The following is a 15861-nucleotide window of genomic DNA, read 5'->3' on the forward strand; positions in this document are numbered from 1 at the left end:
GGTTCCACCGTCGGCCGGGGGCCGAAAGCTGAACTCACCTGCACCGCAGCAGATTTCCCTGCAGATGCCCTGGTCAAACCTCCCACCTCCGCTAACCGGGGGTGGGGACGGTGAGATATTCCCGACACGGGCCCCCACAAGCGCTCCAGTCAGCCGACCGTACGGTCTGTATTGCGAAATGTGCGCCACAGCACACCGCTGGCAAACTTCTGGCAGTGTCGTTCGACACAAATCGGGCACGGACGGCGGTGCGGCCCGGCTCGCCGCGCACGACACGCCGAGGTCGGCACAGAAATGTTCCGGCCAGCGCGATGAATGGACCTATTCGACTGTGAGGCTGACCACAAGCAGTACCTCGGCACTCGGTGTGTCGGTCTCCGGCCTGTCACGCTGACACAACGAATCCATGCCAGTTTCGCCTTACCTACCAGTTTCGCCATGCCCAGTGGAGCGCACGACCCGGGGAGAACTCATGACCGGCTTACTCACCTGGCTCGGCGGAGGCCTCGCCTCGCCACGGCGCCGGGACCACGAATCGGGCGCCGACCTGGCTTTCAGCCATGAACAGGGCCGCTATCTCGTCACCGGTGCCGCCGTGACGCTGTTCGCCGTGATCGCCGGTCTCGTCGCGTTGTCCGCACTGCTCGCCGCCGACGCGGGCGTGCTCGTCGCGGTGCTGTTCGCGCTGGTCATCGCCGTCGCCGCGGGTGCGCTCGGCCGGGCGCTGGCGACCACGCGGCCCGGTGGTGACGACGACCGGTTCGGTATCGCGGCCCGGATCGGGGTCGGGGTGCTGGCCGGGGTCTTCGTCGCCGAACTCGCCGCCACCGTGCTGCTCGGCGGGACCGTCGACCGGGAACTGGATGTGCGCGCCCAGGCGAGCGCCGAGAACGCGCCGGCCGTGGTCGCCGCCCGCACCTCGTTCGACCTCGCCACCGCCGACCGTGCCGCGCTCGATCTGAGCATCGCCAAGTCGCAGGCCGACATCGACCGCGCGCTGGTGATCGCCCGCTGCGAGTACAACCCCACCGCAGAATGCCCGCAGACCAGAATCACCGGGGTACCGGGTCGCGGTCCGGAAACGCAGACCGCCAACGACATGCTCGACGACGCCCGCAAACAGCTCGCCACGGCGCAGGGCCGCATCGAGGGCCTCGACCAGCGGGTCCGCACCGAATCCGCCGCGCTCGCCACCGCGCGGACCAGCGCGTTCGCCGACGGCGACCGTGGCTTGGGCGCCCGCTGGCTGGCCATGAACAGCTACACCGCGTCACACGCGGGCGCCGCCGCGCTGCGCCTGCTCATCCTGCTCGCGGGCGTCGTCGTGGCCCTGCTGCCGCTGCTGCTGCGCTGGTGGCGCGGGGAGACCTCGCTCGACCGCCGGGTCGACGCGGCGGAGGTGGCCGATCGGGCCCAGCGCGAGGCCGACGCCGCCATCGCGGTGAAACGCGCCGAAGTGCGCACCGAGACAGCCGCCTTGCGCGCCGAACACGAGCTCACCGCCGCGCAACTGGCCATCGAAGCCGATACCGTGATCGATCGAGAACGTCAGCGCACCAGGATCATCGCCGCGATCGGCGGTTTCGAGCTCGGGTTCACCGAGCCGCATCGAAAGGACGACTCCGTGTCTCTGGAGCCGAACGTCACATCGCAGCTGCCCGCGGGGTACGTCCAGCACGCGCTGCCCGCCGGCACCGCCGGGGCTCTCGTTCCCGCCCACCAGGCGCCCACGCAGCAGCCGCCCGCGCAGGCGCCGACCGGCGGTGGCGGTTTGGAGTTGCCGATCATCGGGACGGTGCCGTTCACCGACACCGCCGCCCGCTGGATCCGTCCGCTGGTACCGGCTTTCGTGGCCAATGCCTTCGACTCGGCCACCCACCCGATGCGGACCGCACGGCAGGCGTTCGAAGAGGTCGAAGAGGTGACGTTCACGCTGCGCCGCACGCGCAAGGTCACCGTCGACACGCAGGATTCCGCGCAGCAACAGCAGGTCCCCGCCGGATATCAGTTGCAGGGTCAGCCCGCGCAGGGTTTCCTGCCGCCGGGCGCCTACCCGCAGCAGCCGTACCAGCCCTACGCCCAGCAGATCGCCTCGAATGTGGTCGACGCGCCGTCGAGCCGCTTCCACCCGGACCCGCGTCAGTACCCCTCGGCGCCGAACTACACCGCGCTGCCCGCCGGTCAGGGCAACGGCCTGCCCGAGGCCGGCGGCCACGGCGAGCTCGCAGGCGGCAACGCCAACGAGCTCCCCGGCAACCGGCGTCAGCTGCCGCCCGCCCGCTGATCGCGCGAGGTGGCCGACAGCCCGCTGTCGGCCACCTCCGGCTCAGCCGCGCGTGGTCTTCGTCCGTACCGCGCTGTAGGCCGCGAACAACAGCACCGCGACGATGCCGAGCACCGTCAGATGGATGCCGCTGACAAACGCCTGATTCGCCGACGACAGGAACTCCTCCGCCACCGCGGCGGGCAGCTCACCGGCCACCTCGACGGCGCCGCTGAGCGAACCCGACGCGGCCGCCACCGCGTCGTCGGGCAGCAAGGACACGTCCAGACCACGCCGGAAGATCGCCATCACGGTGCTCCCGAGCAGGGCGACACCCAGGGCAAGACCCGTTTCGTAGGCGGTCTCCGAGATCGCCGCGGCCGCACCGGCGCGTTCTTCCGGCGCCGATCCGACGACCAGGTCGGCGGCCACGGTCATGGCCACACCGGCACCGAGACCGATGCCGACGAAACCGAGCACGAACGCCTCCGCGCCGCTCACCGCGTCGACCGCGAGGAAGGCCGCCACGCCGATCGCGGTGACGACCAGCGCACCGGCCAGCACCAGCGCCGCGCGCCAGCGCCGCACGAGCCAGGCCGCCGCCAGCGAACCGAACATGCTCGCCGCGAGCCCCGGCAGCATCAGCAGACCCGCCTCCAAGGGCGTACGGCCGAGCACCAGCTGCAGATACTGCGAGCCGAAGAACAGCACGCCCGCCAGCGCGAACACCGCGAGCAGGTTGGTGAACACCGCCACCCGGAACCTCGGCAGTTCGAACAGCCGCAGGTCGAGCATCGGATCGGTCAGGCGACGCTGCCTGCGCACGAACAGCACGGCCGAGACCACACCGACCAGGCCGACCAGCAGCGCGCCCACCGCCGGACCGTGCGCGGCGGTTTCCTTCACCGCGTAGACCACCGGCACCAGCGCCAGCATCGACAGCAGCGCGCTCAGCGCGTCGAACCGGCCCGGGTTCGGGTCACGTGATTCGGGGATGAGCAGCGGGGCGAGGGCGAGCAGCACCAGCATCACCGGCAGGTTCACCAGGAACACCGAGCCCCACCAGAAGTGCTCGAGCAGCCAGCCGCCGACCAGTGGACCGGCCGCGGCGCCACCACCGGCCATCGCACTCCACACGCCGATCGCCACGGTGCGCTGACGCGGGTCCTGGAACATCGATCGGATCAGGCCCAGCGTGGCGGGCATCAGCGTGGCGCCCGCGACGCCCTGCAGGACGCGCGCCGCGATCAGCATCTCCGGCGACACCGCCCACGCGGCCAGCGCCGAGGCGATGCCGAAGCCGACCGCACCGATCAGCAGGAGCTTGCGCCTGCCGATCCGGTCGCCGAGATTGCCCATCACCACCAGCAGACCGGCGAGCACGAACGAGTACACGTCGATGATCCAGAGCAGCTGTGGCGTGCTCGGGGCGAGGTCGGCGCTGATCGCGGGCACGGCCAGGTCCAGCACGGTCGCGTCCACCGCGAGCAGCAGCAGGGCGAGGGCGAGTACGCCGAGGCCCGCCCACTCGCGCGGGGTGGCGCGCGCCGGGGTGAGTGCTGTGGGGGTGTTCATGGGTCTCTCGTCTTTCAGGTTGGTAAACCGTCCAGACGGTACAGTAACAAGAAAACCGTCCAGACGGTACAGTGATTGCCGTGAGCTCTGACACCCGCGATCGCATCCTCGACGCCCTGGAGACCCTGCTGCTCGAACGCGGCGCGGCGCAGATGACCCTCGACAACGTCGCCGCCGCGGCGGGCGTATCGAAGGGCGGGCTCCTCTACCACTTCAAGAGCAAAGACGCCCTGCTCGTCGGCCTGGTCCAGCGGCTCGGCGAGCGTGCTCGCACCCAACTCGACGACGCCAGAGCGAGCGGGAGCTCGATCGCCGAGTGGTACCTGCAGACGCCCGACCCCACCGCACAGGACGACGCCGTCGAACTCGCCCTGTACCGCTCACTACTGGCGACCATGCGCACGATCGACGCCTCGGCGGGCAGCGAGCCCGACGAGGTCCAGCGCGCGCTCGACGCGGTGATGGCGGCCTGGTCGGACAACCTGGAGACCGAGGTGGACGACCCCGTCCGCGCCGACACCATCCGGCTGGTGGGCGACGGGGTCTACCTGCGCGCGCTGCTCGGTCTGCCGCAGATCGAACCCGCGCGCTACCGCGCCGTCGTCGACAACCTGCTCCACGGTTGAGTGCACATATGTACACCGAACGGTGCCGTGGGCAACCGCACGGTCGACAGACCGGTGGACGGTCACAAAACTGGGTTCGACCAGTTGGTATAGCCACCCGACTGATGCAGTGACCTGCGCAACTCTGTGGCCGACACCGGGTTCACCGGTTTACAGTTCAGAAGTGATCAACCGCGATGGACCGGCGGGCGCGGCAAGATCAGCGCCATGGGGCTCGCCGCTGCTCGGGCCAGTCGACGAGGCATCGAAGATCCGTCGAGTTCGGGTGCAGTTGCTGCTCACCGTGCCGCTACTCATCGCCAATCTGATCGGCATCGCCATGGTGGTGGTGCTCGCGGGCTTCGTGCTGCCCGGGCCCACCGTGTTCACTCGGCAACTCCTGCTGGTCAACAGCGTGTTCACACCACTGTGCGCCGCGCTCGCGCTGGCGGGCGGCACCGTGTGGGGCACCGTGGCCGGGGTGCGCTCGATGGGCTGGGCCACCGATCCCGAGCACGTGCCGACGCCGGCCGAACAGCAGGTCACCGTGTCGGCACCGCGCTGGATGGTGCTGCAGCAGGCCATCCTCTGGACGCTGACGTTGACCGTGCTCACCATCGTCTACGGCGTGCTCGAGCCGGCGCTGATCCCCAAGGTCATCCTCTCGACCGGCGCCGCCGCGATCGTCGTGTGCGCCAACAGCTACCTGATCATCGAATTCGCGCTGCGCCCGGTGACCGCGCGCGTGCTGGCCGCCGACCCGCACCGCCGCCGTGGCATCGGCGTGTTCGGCCGGACCATGCTGTCGTGGTTCGTCGGGGTCGGCGTACCGGTGGCGCTCACGATGACGGTAGCGGTGTGGGCGCTGGCCGACCCCGCGGTGAGCAAAGCCAGGCTGGCGGTGTGCATGCTCAGCCTCGGCGGCTCCGCGCTGGTATTCGGGTTGATCCTGATGGCCCAGGTCGTCGCGGCGACGGTGGCCCCGATCAAGGGGGTGCGGCAGGCGCTGCGCCGCGTGGAGAACGGCGACCTCGACGCCGAGATCGCCCTCTACGACGGCACCGAGCTGGGCGAACTGCAGAGCGGCTTCAACACGATGGTGCACGGGCTGCGCGAGCGGGCGATGATCGAGGACCTGTTCGGCAAGCATGTCGGCCACGATGTCGCGATGGCGGCGATCGCCTCCCGGCCGGTGCTCGGCGGCACCGAAACCGAGGCAGCGGCCCTGTTCATCGACATCATCGGCTCCACCACGATGGCCGCCACCCTGCCCGCACCCGAGATCGTCGGCATTCTCAACCGGTTCTTCGACATCGTCGTCGACGAGGTGGAACGGCACGGCGGGCTGCTCAACAAGTTCGAGGGCGACGCGGCGCTGGCGGTGTTCGGCACGCCGGCTCCGCTCGACGACCTGGCGGGTGCGGCGCTGTCGTGCGGGCGTGCGATCCAGCGTCGACTGCGTGCTGCTTCCGATCTCGACGCGGGTATCGGTGTCGCGGCGGGACGGGTGGTCGCGGGCAACGTCGGTACGCACAACCGGTACGAATTCACGGTGATCGGCGATGCGGTCAACGAGGCCGCTCGGCTGTGCGAGCTGTCCAAGCAGCACGACGAACGTTTGCTCACGTCGGCGACCACGCTTGCCGCTGCCGCCGACTCGGAATCCGCGCAGTGGATTCTCGGTGAGACGGTCACGCTGCGTGGGCGTTTGAAGCCCACGCAGGTTGCGCTGCCGAGGCTGTCCGAGCGGGCCGACGAGGGCGCCTCCGCCGGGCGTGGAGCTGCGGACGTTCGGTAGGGACACCTCGGGGATCACCCGGCCCGGCCTGCGCGGCGAGGGCGGGTCGAGTCCCCGGGCGGTTCGGCTGGGATTGACTACACTCGGGCCCGTGCGTCCCGCCGTCGAAACGGTTGGCGCCGTCGGGGCGGGAGTCGATCCGGCACGGGCGCCTGCGCCGGGGCCGCCAATACCGCCCACGGTGCCGATCCGCCCCCTGCGTTTCCGCGAATTGCTCGATGAGCCGTTCGCCCTGATCCAGGCCCATATCCGGACCTTCGCGGTGCTCGGCGGCAGTGCGCTCGTGCTCGGTGTGCTCGTCACGCTCGGGGTGACGGGGCTGGTTTCCCACCTCACCGACGGCTCCGACGCGGGCACCGCGTGGGCGGCGATCCTGGCGACCGCGGCCTGCGTGTGGCTGGTTCGCCTGGTCCTGCGCGGCGCGACCATCGCGATCGCACTCGCCGACTTCCACGGGGTGCGCTACGGCGTGCTCGACGGGTTGCGGGCCGCGGGCAGGCAGGCGACGCCGCTGGTGCTCGCGCAGATCATGTTCACGCTCACCGGGATCGGAGTGCTGCTGCTCGGCAGCATTCTGGTGATCACCTATCCGCTCGCGCTGATCTGGCTTTCGTATGTACGGGCGCGGCGGTTCGTCACCGAGCCGGCGATCGTGGCCGAGCACGCGGGTTTCGGTGTGGGCGTTGCCCGTTCGAAGGAGCTCGTGCAGGGTGCGGACTGGTCGACCGCGGGTCTGTGGCTCACCCAGCGGTGCATCTTCGCGGTCCTCGCGGTGCCCGCGTTCGGTATCCCGTTCTTCCTCTCCGACTTCTCCGGCACTCATCGCTGGGCTTTCATCACCCTGCTCGTCGGCGGGTTTGTGCTGGTGGTGACCGTGAGCGAGATCGTCGAGGCCACCAGCCGAGTGCTGTGCTATATCAGCCGGCGGTGTGTGCGCGAAGGCATGGACATTCGAATTCCCGGTGATCGCCGGTGACCGAATTTCCTGACGGCGTCCCACCGCAGCCCCGTCTCGGCGCCGCCGCCGAACATCGCGCCGCCGCCGAGAACGCCGCGGGCCGCCGCGATTACGACCGGGCACTGCGCGAACGCTTCCGCGCCGTCCTGCGCGGCCTCGAACAGGACGGCAGCCTGCCGGTGCGCCGCTCGCGCACCGCGCAGGAGACCGCCGACGACGCGACCACGGCACTGCCGCTGGAACAGTCCACCGAATTACATCCGGCGGCACGGAGTTTCGACGAGGTCGTCTACGGCGGACGTAGCGCCACCGAGGACGAGTACCGTCGCCTCGAATACGCCGACCGGTACTCCCAGTCCGCACCACCCCCCGTTCTCGATCCGCTCGAGGTCGAGGTCGTCGAGCGAGAGCCCAAGCAGCGCAGGAAGCTTCCGCCCCTGCCCCCGATCCTGCGCAGCCCCCGCTTCTGGGCGGTGCTCGCGGCGGGACTCGCCATCGCCCTGCTGGTCTACGCCACCATGCAGTCGTGCGGCGCCCCCAACGCACCCCACCCTCCCGATCTGCCCAACCCACCAGACCCGCCCGAGCCACCCCCTGATGACAACGACCTCGATTTCGGCAGCGGCAAGGACTCGATCTTCACCCGCCTGCCCGGCTGGCTGGCGTTCGGCGGCCTGCAGTTCCTGCTCGCCTTCGTGGCGCTGATCTCGTGGCGGGCGCGCAGGCGTGGCGCGCTGGTCGGCGAGCCGCGCCCGGTCGAGGTCCCCGCGAACGAGCTGCTGGCGGGTCAGGCGGGCCTGTATCGCCGCTCCGGCGACGTGGCCCATGTGGCCCAGGTCCTGCGCGCGGCGACACTGCGCCGGATCACGCCGCGGCTGGGCGGCGAACTCACCGGCGATCAACTCGTCGGAGCCGTGTCCAGCCGTCTCGGCGTACCCGGTCAGCAGATCGGCACTGTCCTGTTCGGCGATGTGCCGGACGAGACAACCCTCCATTACATTGCCGCACACCTCGAATGGATCGAGACGGAGCTCGGATGACAAATATTTCCAAGGACGCTGTGCTGCTCGAGACGCCGAGCGCGCAGGAGGCCGCGGCGGCACTGGCCGCACTGCGCACCGAGATCGGCAAGGCGGTGGTCGGCAACGACCAGGCCGTGCTGTACCTCATGCTCGCCCTGCTGTGCCGCGGTCACGTGCTGCTCGAAGGTGTTCCCGGCGTGGCGAAGACGCTGCTGGTGCGCGCGCTGGCCACCTCGCTGGCGCTCGAGCACGCACGCGTGCAGTTCACCCCGGACCTGATGCCGGGCGATGTCACCGGATCCCAGATCTACGACCCGCATTCGGCCGAGTTCACCTTCCGCAAGGGTCCGGTCTTCACCAACCTGCTGCTGGCCGACGAGATCAACCGCACCCCACCGAAAACCCAGTCCTCGCTGCTGGAATCGATGGAGGAGCGCCAGGTTTCGGTGGACGGTCAGCCGCGTCCACTGCCCGATCCGTTCGTGGTGGTCGCCACCCAGAACCCGATCGAGCAGGAGGGCACCTATCCGCTGCCCGAGGCGCAACTCGACCGGTTCCTGTTCAAGGTCGACATCCGGCTGCCCGACCGCGACGACGAGTTCCGCATCCTGCAACGCCACGCGAGCGGCTTCGATCCGCGCGACCTCGGCGCCGCCGGACTGCGCCCGGTCGCCGGACCCGAACACATCGCGGCCGCGCGCGCCGCGGTGGGCCAGGTGACGGTGAGTCCGGAGGTGCTGGCCTACATCGTCGATCTGTGCCGTGCCACCCGGTCCTCCCCCGCCGTCGCGCACGGCGCGTCCACCCGTGGCGCGACCGCGCTGCTGGCCGCCGCCCGCGCCTTCGCCTGGCTCAACGGCCGCGCGTATGTGACGCCCGACGACGTGAAAACCGTGGCGATGGCGGTACTTCGGCATCGCTTGCAGTTGCGGCCGGAGGCCGAGCTGGACGGGGTGAGCACCGAGGGCGTGCTCTCGTCGTTGCTGGTCTCGGTGCCGGTTCCGGTCTAGCGACGTGGTGGTCACAGGCCGGTTCGCACTGCTCGCCACGGCTGCGGCGGCGGTGGTGATGTTCGTGGTGCCCACGTGGGCCGGCGTGCTCGGCGCCTGCGCGGTGCTGGTGGCGCTGCTGCTGACCGATATCGCGCTCACCGCGCGCGCGGATGCGCTGTCGCTGACCCGTGATCCGCTGACGGTGGTGCGGCTCGGTCGCGGCACCGAGGTGGAGCTGGCTGTCACCAATACCGGCACGGCCACGGTGCGCGGGATGCTGTGGGACGCCTGGCCCGACAGCGCGCGTGCCGACATCCGCGAACACCGTCTGGATCTGGCCCCGCACACCCGAATCCGCTTGCGCACCAGCCTGACTCCCACCTATCGCGGTGATCGGGTCGCGGGCCCGGTGACGGTGCGGCTGCTCGGACCGCTGGGGCTGGCCGGACGGCAGAGCCGGGTCGAGGTGCCTGCCAGGGTGCGCGCGCTGCCCGCGTTTCGCAGTGAGCGGCTGCTGCGTTCGAAGGTGAAGCGGCTGCATCATCTCGAGGGGCGCAATGTCGCCAATACGCGCGGGCAGGGCACCGAGTTCGATTCGTTCCGCGAGTACGTGGCGGGCGACGACGTGCGCAGCATCGACTGGCGGGCCACCGCGCGCGCGAACGACGTGCTGGTGCGGACGTGGCGGCCGGAACGCAACCGGCACATGCTGATGGTCCTGGACACCGGGCGGGCCAGTGCGGGCCGGGTCGGTGAGGGAACGCGGCTCGACAGTGCGATCGAAGCGGCGCTGCTGCTCGGTGGTCTGGCCGCCGCCGCGGGCGACACGGTCGACCTGCTGGCCTACGACCGCCGAGTCCGCGCGGAAGTGAGTGGCGTAGGCGGTAATCAGCTGCCTTTGAAACTTATGCACACCCTCGCCGGGGTTACTCCACAGCTGGTGGACACCGACACCGACGGGCTGGTACGCACCGTGATCTCGCGGGTTCGGCGGCGGGCATTGATCGTGTGGTTCACCAGTCTCGACGGGCCGACCGTCACCGAGCACCTGTTGCCCGCGCTGCCGACGCTCACGCGGCGTCATCGGGTGCTGATCGTCTCCGTGATCGATCCCGACATCGCCGCGGCGGCGAGTGACAGTTCGCAGGTCTACACGGCGGCCGCCGCCGAAACTGTGCTGGCCGAACGCGCGCTCGTACAGGAATCGCTGCGGCGGCGCGGGGTGGCCGTGGTGGCCGCCGCACCCGATCGACTGCCCGAGGCGCTGGCCGACGAATACCTCGAGCTCAAGCAGTCCGGCTCGCTGTGATCGGTGGACATCGCGAATTGTGCACAACCGCACATGGTTGTGGATAACCGCAGTTTCCACCAGTACTCACAGTTCATCCACCGACTCGCCAACAGATTCATCCACAGGCGGGGTTGTGCACAGGTGGGTTCCCGCACAACCTGATTCGTGCACAGGCGATTCATCCACAGGCTGTTGAGCTAGACCCGTGAAAGCTGCTGTCGCCGAGCGAGAATCGCGCCGAGCACGTGAAAGGGCGGGTAGCCGACGGGCACCGGGCAGCGCAGTGCGGCGCACATGGCCTCGACGAGCTGCGTGCCCAGATAGTGCTGTGTGGGCGGCGTCAGCGTGGGCAGCCTGGTCAGATACCGCCGTGCCGCCGCAGCCAGTTCATCGGAGATCCCGCTCGGATCCAGCTGCGCCGACCAGCCGGTCAACCAGGGCGGGGCGACCGCCAGCGACGGCACCGGCATGGTCTGGCGGGTGTGCACAACTACCGTCCCGGCGAGCACGTCACCCACCCGTCTGCCCTCGCGCGAACACAGCGACGTGACGACCGCGACCGCGCCGAACGCACCGAGCATCCAGAAATCCACAATCGCGCCCGCGAGGCCGCGGGTGAGCGCGTGCCGGAAGTCGATCGGCCCGGCGTCGGCGCGCACCACACGCAAGCCGAAGGCCAGCTTGCCCAGCGACCGGCCGCGCGAGACGGTTTCGCTGACCACCGGATAGGCGATCAGCACGGCCACCAGCGTGATGACCGCCGTCACCGAGAACCAGGCCGAGTCGGCATCGGTGGCCAACAGCACGAGCATCAAGACGTACTCCAGCGTCGCGGCGAGGGCCAGCTGGAGCATCAGGTCGAGCAGAAAAGCGCCCGCACGGCTGGGGATGCGCGCGATGGGGAGGTCGAGCGCCACCGCTTCGCCGGTGGTGAATTCAGCCATGTGGCTAGCATTCCCGATATGGACACCGATGCCTACAGCTGGGCACGTCAACGGTCGTGGTATCGGCTCGATCAGCTGGTCCGCCAGCGCAAGCTGTCCGGCGCGGAGGCCGACGAGCTGGTCCGGTTGTACCGGTCCACCTCGCAGCAGCTGGCGAGATTGCAGGGGCACCACCCGGATCCGGAGCTCGTCGGCCGGCTGAGCGCGCTGCTGGCGCGGGCCCGTGGGCGGGTGCTGGCGGCGCGGTCGCAGCCGTGGCGCGAAGTCGGCCGGTTCTTCACCCGGCACTTTCCCGCGGCTGTGTACAGAGCCTGGCCGTGGTGGTTGGGGACAACTGCGATCTTCCTCGGCGTCGCGGGCGTGATCGGCGTGCTTGTGGATCGTTCGGCGGCGGCCCGCGACGCGCTGGGGATACCCGAGGGCGACCTGTCGGATGTCACCGGACCTGGGGGTTCGTTCGAGTCGTACTACTCCGCGCACCCCAACGAGGCCTTCGCCGCGAAGGTGTGGACACACAATTCGCTGGTCTCGGCGATCGCGTTGTTCACCGGCGTCCTGATCCTCCCGGCTGTGTACGCACTGTTCATGAATGCGCTGAATCTGGGGATAACCGGTGGATTGATGGCCGAGGCGGGGCGGCTGGATTCGTTCTTCGGCTTCATCCTGCCGCACGGCACGCTGGAGCTCACCGCGCTGTTCGTCGCGGGCGGGGTGGGGTTGAAGCTCGGGTGGACGCTGGTCGACCCGGGCCGGCGCAGCAGGGCGGCCGCGATGGCCAGGCAGGGGCGTGCGACCGCGACCGTGGCCCTCGGGCTGGTGGGCGTGCTGCTGGTATGCGGCCTGCTCGAGGGATTCGTGACGCCGAGTCCGCTGCCGGCGCCCGTCCGGATCGCGCTGGGGTTCGCGGCCGAGGCGCTGTTCCTCTACTACGTCTTCGGGATCGGCAGGCGGGTGGCCGAGGAACAGGATGCCGCGGCGGCGGTGCCGGTCGCGGCGGCGGATCCGGCCGATCGGTGGCTGATGGCGCCGGCGAAGGCCGTTGACCGGGCGTGAGTTCGCAACTGTGCGTGCATTTGTGAGGCCGACAACTCCGAGCACACCGCGCCGGGACAGCACCGGACAATCGGCAGCTACGGAAGGTTAAGAGACGGTGACGAACTCCCCCATTTGAGTTCCGCTGGCCGCAGCGAGTCGGGCTCGAACTGCGGCCAGCGTTACCGTCAACTGTACACAATCGTTATGCCCACGCAACCCCCAACGCGCAGGTCCGGGGTAGGAATTGTGAACCTGCAAAGCCCTGTGGACGCACCGATTTTCACACCTTCAGCAAACTCCTGGCGTGACCCTCACCGAGCAGTCGGCGGCACCGAGAATTCACCCCGAGCAAACCTTCGATAACGAATCACGCACCCTCCGCGGAGCCCGCTCGCGAATGCCGGGCAAGGTTGCTTCGGATCACACTGAGGCCAAGACATAGCTGTCACCTGGGGTTTCGGCAACGGAATTACGGTTGCCGCCTACTTGAAACGTTAAAAGAAACCTCAGGTTTGTTAACTACGTTGCAAACGAGATGTGCGCCCAGCAATCACAGTGAAACACCGAATTCATCGCCTCTAACTGGACGAACGACTGGTTGCGAACGGTCCGCCGAACGGACAGAAATCGGCAGAAGAACATCCGGAATACAAGGTTGCACGGGCAGTGTGACCTTCGCCTCACCTGCGAGAATCGGGAGTATCCGACAGTGCGAGCGGGCATGTGTGTCTCGGCAGGGGCAGCAGCGATACCGGCAGGCCACGGTGGTCATCGGGCTGCCGAAACAGACGCGAGGTCGGGTTCAGCGCGCGAGACGGGCGCAGCCGATTCGGACGACCTCGGTGACGGTTCCTGCCGAGCGCGCTGCGCCGGGTGATGAGCGCGCCCCTCCCTGGCGGGCCCTCGGCGACCGCGCCCGGCAGCGGAGTCGAGGTGTGAACGGCGCGGGTCGAGGGGCCGATAACGGCAGAATCGAATCCGTCGAGGGGGGTTGTCGGATCGGCCCCGACACGCCGCAGGGTCATCGACGGCCACCAGCCGATCCCCGTTGCCGAGAGAGGCGTAGGCCCCGCCGAGCAGGCTGTCCCTCGGTCGACGGCCGACGGCGGCGCGAAAATGCCGCCTACGATGACGAAATGACCGGGGTCAAAGATCGCCTGCTCACGACAATCGCCGGGCAGCTCGGCAATCCGCACGGTGTGCTCGGCAAGGGCGTGGCGTTCGTCCTCGATCGCGGGAACAAGCGTGCCATCGCGGCGGCGGTCGATGCCGCGGCGCCGCCCACCGGAGCGACGGTCGCCGATATCGGCTTCGGTGGCGGGGTGGGACTGGAGTTGCTGCTCGCTCGCGTCGGTGCCGAGGGCACGGTGCACGGCATCGAGCCCTCCCCCGACATGCTCGCCCGCGCCCGTGGCCGTTTCGCGGTGGAGGTCGCGGAGGGCCGCCTCCTCCTCGCCGACGGCACGCTCACCGCGCTCCCACTGCCCGACGCGAGCCTGCACGCGGCGATCACCGTCAACACCATCTACTTCCTCGACGATCTCCCGGCCGCCTGCACCGAACTCGCCCGAGTCCTGCGTCAAGGCGGTACCGCGGTGATCGGCATCGGAGATCCGGACGCGATGGCCAAAATGCCCTTCACCCCTTATGGATTCACCTTGCGCCCGGTTGCCGATGTGGTGGCGGCACTGAGCTCCGCGGGACTGACGGTGGACCAGCGCACCTTGCCGAATCCGCCGATCCCCCACCACCTGCTGATCGCCCGCAAAGCCTGACCCAAGCCTTGACCGACCGGTCGGTCATAGCTACCGTCGGTCCATGACACCGTTCACCGTCACCACGCGGTACGGCGAGATCGCGGTCCACCTGAGCGGATGCTCGCCCGAGGACGCACCGGGACTGCTTCTGCTGCACGCGAATCCGGGTGACCATCGCGATTTCGATCAGATCGTGCCGGCGCTGGGCAAGACATGGGCCGTCGCCGCTGTCGACTGGCCGGGCTACGGCGCGTCCACGGTCACCGACCCGGACGCCGTCACCGTCGACGCGCTCGGCGACATCGCCGTGCGAGTGTCGACATCGTTGGCGCAGATCGGTTTCGGTTCACTCACCGTGATCGGCAACAGTGTCGGCGGGTACGCCGCAGTGCGGTTGGCCGAGCGCGCACCGGACCTGGTGCGCGGGCTGATCCTGGTGCAGTCGGCCGGGTTCGCACCGCTGAATCCGTTGACCAGAGCCATGTTCGGGCTGATCGCCCGCCCGTCGGTGGCCCGGCGGTTCGTCGTCCCGCACGCGCGGCTCTACCTGGGCTCGCCGCGCAACGAGGGTGTTCGCCCCCTCTTCGAGCGGGCACGCGAGGTATCCGGCGATCCGACCCGGCTCGCCGTGTATCGCAGTCTCTGGCGGAGCCTGGACGACCCGCGCGTCGACCTGTCCGCCGCGGCGCCACTGCTGCCCGGGCTACCCGTCCAGGTCGTCTGGGGCCGCGACGACCCGACCAATCCCTGGCTGGTGAACCGGCGCGGCATCGCCCGCGCCCTGCCCGGCGCGCCGGTCGCCGTCCTGCCCACGCGGCACGAACCGTTCGCACAGGCGCCCGGGTTGTTCCTCGACGCCGTGCGCGAGTTCCTCACCGCCCGTGCTGGAATGCGGCAATGAGATCCGCCGAACCCGGGCGCCGCGCCCTCCTGAACGCGGGCAGGCAGCTACTGGCCACCGAGAATCTGAGCAAGCTCTCGGTCAACGCGATCGCGGCCGAGGCCAAGATGGCCAAGGGCAGCTTCTACCAGCACTGGCCGAGCCGCGAGTCCTACATACTCGCCCTGCACCGTGCCTTCCACGACGATCTCGACGATCAGGTCAGCGCGGCGACCGCCGACCTTGCGCCCGGCGAAGGACGGCTCGCGGCCGGGATCGCCGCCTACCTCGACGGCTGTCTGGCCGCCCCCGCGACGAAGGGCCTATTAGTACAGGCCAGAACAGATGCCGGCCTGGCCACCGAGGTGAGCGCCCGCAATTCCGCCGCCGCAGGCTTGCTCGCCACGGACCTCACGGCGATGGGCTGGTCCGACGCCGCGCCCGTCGCCGTCCTGTTGGTAGCGGCGATAGCCGAAACCGCCCTGCTCGAGCTGGACGCACAGTCGCCCCGGCCGGATCTGCGCGCGGCCCTGCTTCGCATCGCCCGTCACTGACCCCGGAAACGACCGAAGGCCCGATCCGGAAGGATCGAGCCTTTAGTCTTGTGGGCGAAGGGGGACTTGAACCCCCACGTCCTTACGGACACTGGCACCTGAAGCCAGCGCGTCTGCCATTCCGCCACTCGCCCGAGCGACTGGAAAAATCTAACATGCCCCGCGGGGGAAAATAAAATCGATTCCC

At 69.3% G+C, this 15861-nt stretch carries 13 protein-coding genes and 1 tRNA gene; 11 read left to right on the forward strand and 3 right to left on the reverse strand.

Features of this window, described 5'->3' with window-relative positions; all coding sequences use genetic code 11:
- Positions 1-472 precede the first annotated feature (472 nt).
- Positions 473-2284, forward strand: coding sequence for a DUF4407 domain-containing protein (locus ACWF99_RS19395; RefSeq protein WP_452537024.1), 1812 nt, complete (start codon positions 473-475; stop codon positions 2282-2284).
- A gap of 42 nt (positions 2285-2326) precedes the next feature.
- Here ACWF99_RS19395 and ACWF99_RS19400 read toward each other — a convergent pair whose 3' ends face one another.
- Entirely contained in the window at positions 2327-3838 is a 1512-nt protein-coding gene (locus tag ACWF99_RS19400) for an MFS transporter (RefSeq protein ID WP_452537025.1), read from the reverse strand.
- An 80-nt stretch (positions 3839-3918) separates the two neighbouring features.
- On the opposite strand from ACWF99_RS19400, the gene ACWF99_RS19405 reads away from it, so the two are divergent.
- From ACWF99_RS19405 to ACWF99_RS19430, 6 genes are all read left to right on the forward strand, one after another.
- Positions 3919-4464: a TetR/AcrR family transcriptional regulator gene (locus ACWF99_RS19405; RefSeq protein WP_378634527.1), complete on the forward strand. Its 546-nt coding sequence runs from the start codon at positions 3919-3921 to the stop codon at positions 4462-4464.
- 163 nt (positions 4465-4627) lie between these two features.
- Entirely contained in the window at positions 4628-6241 is a 1614-nt protein-coding gene (locus tag ACWF99_RS19410) for an adenylate/guanylate cyclase domain-containing protein (RefSeq protein WP_378634530.1), read from the forward strand.
- Between the two features lie 91 nt (positions 6242-6332).
- The gene (locus tag ACWF99_RS19415; RefSeq protein ID WP_452537026.1) at positions 6333-7217 is read left to right on the forward strand and encodes a hypothetical protein; all 885 of its coding nucleotides are present in this window, start codon (positions 6333-6335) and stop codon (positions 7215-7217) included.
- The gene (locus ACWF99_RS19420; protein WP_452537027.1) at positions 7214-8239 is read left to right on the forward strand and encodes a DUF4129 domain-containing protein; all 1026 of its coding nucleotides are present in this window, start codon (positions 7214-7216) and stop codon (positions 8237-8239) included. Before ACWF99_RS19415 ends, ACWF99_RS19420 begins: the two co-directional genes overlap by 4 nt.
- Complete coding sequence (locus tag ACWF99_RS19425) at positions 8236-9231, forward strand: AAA family ATPase (RefSeq protein WP_452537028.1); 996 nt, start codon at positions 8236-8238, stop codon at positions 9229-9231. The genes ACWF99_RS19420 and ACWF99_RS19425 overlap by 4 nt, the downstream gene beginning before the upstream one ends.
- Before the next feature lie 4 nt (positions 9232-9235).
- Complete coding sequence (locus ACWF99_RS19430; RefSeq protein ID WP_378634540.1) at positions 9236-10522, forward strand: DUF58 domain-containing protein; 1287 nt, start codon at positions 9236-9238, stop codon at positions 10520-10522.
- Between the two features lie 179 nt (positions 10523-10701).
- On the opposite strand, the gene ACWF99_RS19435 is transcribed toward ACWF99_RS19430, so the two are convergent.
- Positions 10702-11448: an RDD family protein gene (locus tag ACWF99_RS19435; RefSeq protein ID WP_378634542.1), complete on the reverse strand. Its 747-nt coding sequence runs from the start codon at positions 11446-11448 to the stop codon at positions 10702-10704.
- An 18-nt stretch (positions 11449-11466) separates the two neighbouring features.
- Between ACWF99_RS19435 and ACWF99_RS19440 the strand changes: the two genes are divergently transcribed.
- The 4 genes from ACWF99_RS19440 to ACWF99_RS19455 all read left to right on the forward strand — a co-directional run bounded on the left by ACWF99_RS19440 (position 11467) and on the right by ACWF99_RS19455 (position 15674).
- Positions 11467-12501 carry a stage II sporulation protein M gene (locus tag ACWF99_RS19440; RefSeq protein WP_378634545.1) on the forward strand — a complete coding sequence of 345 codons (1035 nt, stop codon included), beginning with the start codon at positions 11467-11469 and terminating at the stop codon, positions 12499-12501.
- 1118 nt (positions 12502-13619) lie between these two features.
- Positions 13620-14258 (forward strand): methyltransferase domain-containing protein, encoded by a 639-nt coding sequence (locus ACWF99_RS19445; protein WP_452537029.1) that lies wholly within the window; start codon positions 13620-13622, stop codon positions 14256-14258.
- A 43-nt stretch (positions 14259-14301) separates the two neighbouring features.
- On the forward strand, positions 14302-15141 hold the full coding sequence (locus tag ACWF99_RS19450; RefSeq protein ID WP_452537030.1) for an alpha/beta fold hydrolase: 840 nt from the start codon (positions 14302-14304) through the stop codon (positions 15139-15141).
- On the forward strand, positions 15138-15674 hold the full coding sequence (locus ACWF99_RS19455; RefSeq protein WP_378653494.1) for a TetR/AcrR family transcriptional regulator: 537 nt from the start codon (positions 15138-15140) through the stop codon (positions 15672-15674). Before ACWF99_RS19450 ends, ACWF99_RS19455 begins: the two co-directional genes overlap by 4 nt.
- A 51-nt stretch (positions 15675-15725) precedes the next feature.
- Here the strand turns inward: ACWF99_RS19455 and ACWF99_RS19460 are convergent.
- Positions 15726-15808: transfer RNA gene (locus ACWF99_RS19460), tRNA-Leu, on the reverse strand.
- Between the last annotated feature and the right edge of the window lie 53 nt (positions 15809-15861).

Source organism: Nocardia sp. NPDC055002, assembly GCF_053608825.1.

Coding starts and splice junctions, on each gene's coding strand:
- ACWF99_RS19395 (WP_452537024.1), top strand. CDS start 473: ATGACCGGCTTACTCACCTGGCTCGGCGGAGGCCTCGCCTCGCCACGG.
- ACWF99_RS19400 (WP_452537025.1), bottom strand. CDS start 3,838: ATGAACACCCCCACAGCACTCACCCCGGCGCGCGCCACCCCGCGCGAG.
- ACWF99_RS19425 (WP_452537028.1), top strand. CDS start 8,236: ATGACAAATATTTCCAAGGACGCTGTGCTGCTCGAGACGCCGAGCGCG.
- ACWF99_RS19435 (WP_378634542.1), bottom strand. CDS start 11,448: ATGGCTGAATTCACCACCGGCGAAGCGGTGGCGCTCGACCTCCCCATC.
- ACWF99_RS19440 (WP_378634545.1), top strand. CDS start 11,467: ATGGACACCGATGCCTACAGCTGGGCACGTCAACGGTCGTGGTATCGG.
- ACWF99_RS19445 (WP_452537029.1), top strand. CDS start 13,620: ATGACCGGGGTCAAAGATCGCCTGCTCACGACAATCGCCGGGCAGCTC.
- ACWF99_RS19450 (WP_452537030.1), top strand. CDS start 14,302: ATGACACCGTTCACCGTCACCACGCGGTACGGCGAGATCGCGGTCCAC.
- ACWF99_RS19455 (WP_378653494.1), top strand. CDS start 15,138: ATGAGATCCGCCGAACCCGGGCGCCGCGCCCTCCTGAACGCGGGCAGG.